The following is a 2,434-nucleotide window of genomic DNA, read 5'->3' on the forward strand; positions in this document are numbered from 1 at the left end:
GCGCGAGACGCGTGCCGGCGCCGACGCTCGCGCCACGACCGATCACGCAGTGCGCCCCGATGACGGCGCCGGCGCCGATGCGCGCGCCGGCCTCGACCAGCACGAACGCGCCGATGCTCGCGCCGGCGTCGATCACGGCGCCCGCCTCGACGACGGCACTCGGGTGGATGCCGGCCGCCACCGCCGGGCGCGAGCGCGCCGCCCACCACTGCGTGAGCTTCGCGAAGGCCAGGTAGGGGTCGTCGCAGACCAGGGCCGCGCCGCGGGCGACCGCTGCATCGCGCATGGCCGGCGCGACGATCACGCAGCCGGCGGCGCTGGCCGCGAGCTGCGCGGCATAGCGGGGATTCGAGAGAAAGGAGATCGTGCCGGGCGTGGCGCCCTCGAGCGGGCCGATGCGGTCGATGCGCAGCGAGGCGCTGCCGATCAGTTCGCCGCCGAGCTGGGCGGCGATGTCACCGAGTTGAACCGCATCCACGGCTCACTTGCCGCCTTGCTGGGCGTTCAGCGCCTTGATCACCTTGTCGGTGATGTCGATGCGCGGGCTGGCAAAGACGACATCCTGCAGGATGAGGTCGTATTTGTCGGTCTCGTAGATCTGCTTGATGACCTTGTTGGCCCGCTCCACCACCGAGGCCAGTTCCTCGTTCTTGCGCTGGTTCAGGTCTTCCTGGAACTCGCGGCGCTTGCGCTGGAACTCGCGGTCCTGGTCGATCAGGTCGCGCTGGCGGCGGGTCTTCTCGGATTCGGCCAGCGTCGGCTGGTCTTTCTCGAGCTTGTCGCCGGCCGCCTTCAGGCGGGTGCCGAACTCGTTCAGGTCTTTCTCGCGTTTCGAGAACTCGGCTTCCAGCTTGGTCTGCGCCGCCTTCGCAGGCACCGCATCRCGCAGCACCTTGTCGAGGCTCACGTAGCCGATCTTCAATTCCTGCGCCTGCACACCCACGGCTGCGAACGCCAGCGTCGCGGCGGCCAGCACGAGATGCAGGGACTTCAATCTTGAGCTATTCATTAGAACGCGGTCCCGATCTGGAATTGCAAACGTTGAATTCTATCTGTTGACTTGTAGCGGATGGGTTCGCCGTAGCTGAGCTTCAGCGGGCCCACCGGCGACACCCAGCTCAGCCCGATGCCGGCCGACGCCCGCATGCTCTCCCAGGTGGGCTTCTCGTTCTCGCCCCACACGTTGCCGGCATCGACGTAGCCGAAGATGCGCAGCGTGCGGTCGTTGCCCGAGCCCGGCACCGGCAGGTACAGCTCGCTGTTGATGTTCAGCCGCTTCGGGCCGCCGCTGTACGAGCCGACCACGTCGACCGGCCCGAGCGAGCCCTGGTCGAACGCGCGCACCGTGCCGAGACCGCCGCCGTAGAAGTTCTTGAAGATCGGGTAGCGCTGGCCGTTCAGGCCCCGGCCCCAGCCGAGCTCGGAGTTGAACGCCAGGGTGTACTTCTTGGTGATCGGGATGTACAGCTGGTACTGCGTGTTGGTGCGGACGTAGCGCGTGTCGCCGGCGGCCCCCCATTCGATGTTGATGCGCTTGAAGCTGCCGTCGTTGGGCACCAGCGCGCTGTCGCGCAGGTCGCGCGACCAGCCGATCGTCACCGGCACCGAGGTGCTTGCATCGCCGTAACGCAGGCGGTACAGGAAGTAATTGTTGGGCAGCGAGGTCGCCCCGCGGATCTCGGTGCGCTCGATGCCGATGCCGAAGAACACCGTGTCGTACTCGCTGAACGGCACGCCGAAGCGGATCGACGCACCCGGCGTCACCAGCTGGTATTCCTCGCCCTGGCTGTTCAGCGGCTTGACGGTGCGGTAGTACAGGTCGACCGCGCGCGAGATGCCGTCGATCGTGAAGTACGGGTCGACCGCGCTCAGGTCGAGCGTGCGGCTCGAGCGGCTGGTGTTCAGCTCGATGCCGAGGTAGTTGCCCGAGCCGAACACGTTGTCCTGCCGGATCGATGCGTTCAGCGCCAGCCGGTCGGCGCTCGAGAAGCCGGCGCCGACGATCAGGTTGCCGGTCGGCTTTTCCTTGACGGTCAGCGTCAGGTCGACCTGGTCCTGCGAGCCGGGCACCTCGTTCGTCTCGACGTTGACCTCGCTGAAGTAGCCCAGCCGGTCCACCCGGTCGCGCGACAGCTTGATGCGGCGCCCGTCGTACCACGACGATTCGAACTGCCGGAACTCGCGGCGCACCACCTCGTCGCGGGTGCGGCTGTTGCCGGCGACGTTGACGCGGCGCACGTACACGCGGCGCTGCGGATCGCCCACCAGCGTCAGCACGACCTGGCCGGTCGCGCGGTCGATGTCGGTGCGCGGCTCGACGCGGGCGAACGCATAGCCGAAGCTGCCGAAGCGCTCGGTGAAGGCCTTGGTCGTCTCGGCCACCGACTCGGCGCGGTAGGCCTCGCCCGGCTTCACCTTGACGAGCGTCTTGAAG

Annotated in this window: 3 protein-coding genes; all 3 read right to left on the bottom strand. The window is 67.7% G+C overall.

All coding sequences use genetic code 11. The annotated features are described in order from the left end of the window. A partial coding sequence (locus tag AC1D15_RS27030; protein ID WP_477828432.1) for an LpxD N-terminal domain-containing protein occupies positions 1-478 on the bottom strand: 478 nt, incomplete at its 3' end. Positions 479-481: 3 nt separating this feature from the next. Continuing rightward, positions 482-994 (bottom strand): OmpH/Skp family outer membrane protein, encoded by a 513-nt coding sequence (locus tag AC1D15_RS27035; protein WP_047502572.1) that lies wholly within the window; start codon positions 992-994, stop codon positions 482-484. 14 nt (positions 995-1,008) lie between these two features. Further along, positions 1,009-2,434, bottom strand: a 1,426-nt coding sequence (bamA, locus tag AC1D15_RS27040) for an outer membrane protein assembly factor BamA (protein WP_477828433.1), incomplete at its 5' end; no start/stop codon positions are given.

It is taken from the genome of Rhizobacter sp. P2_H2 (assembly GCF_056403375.1).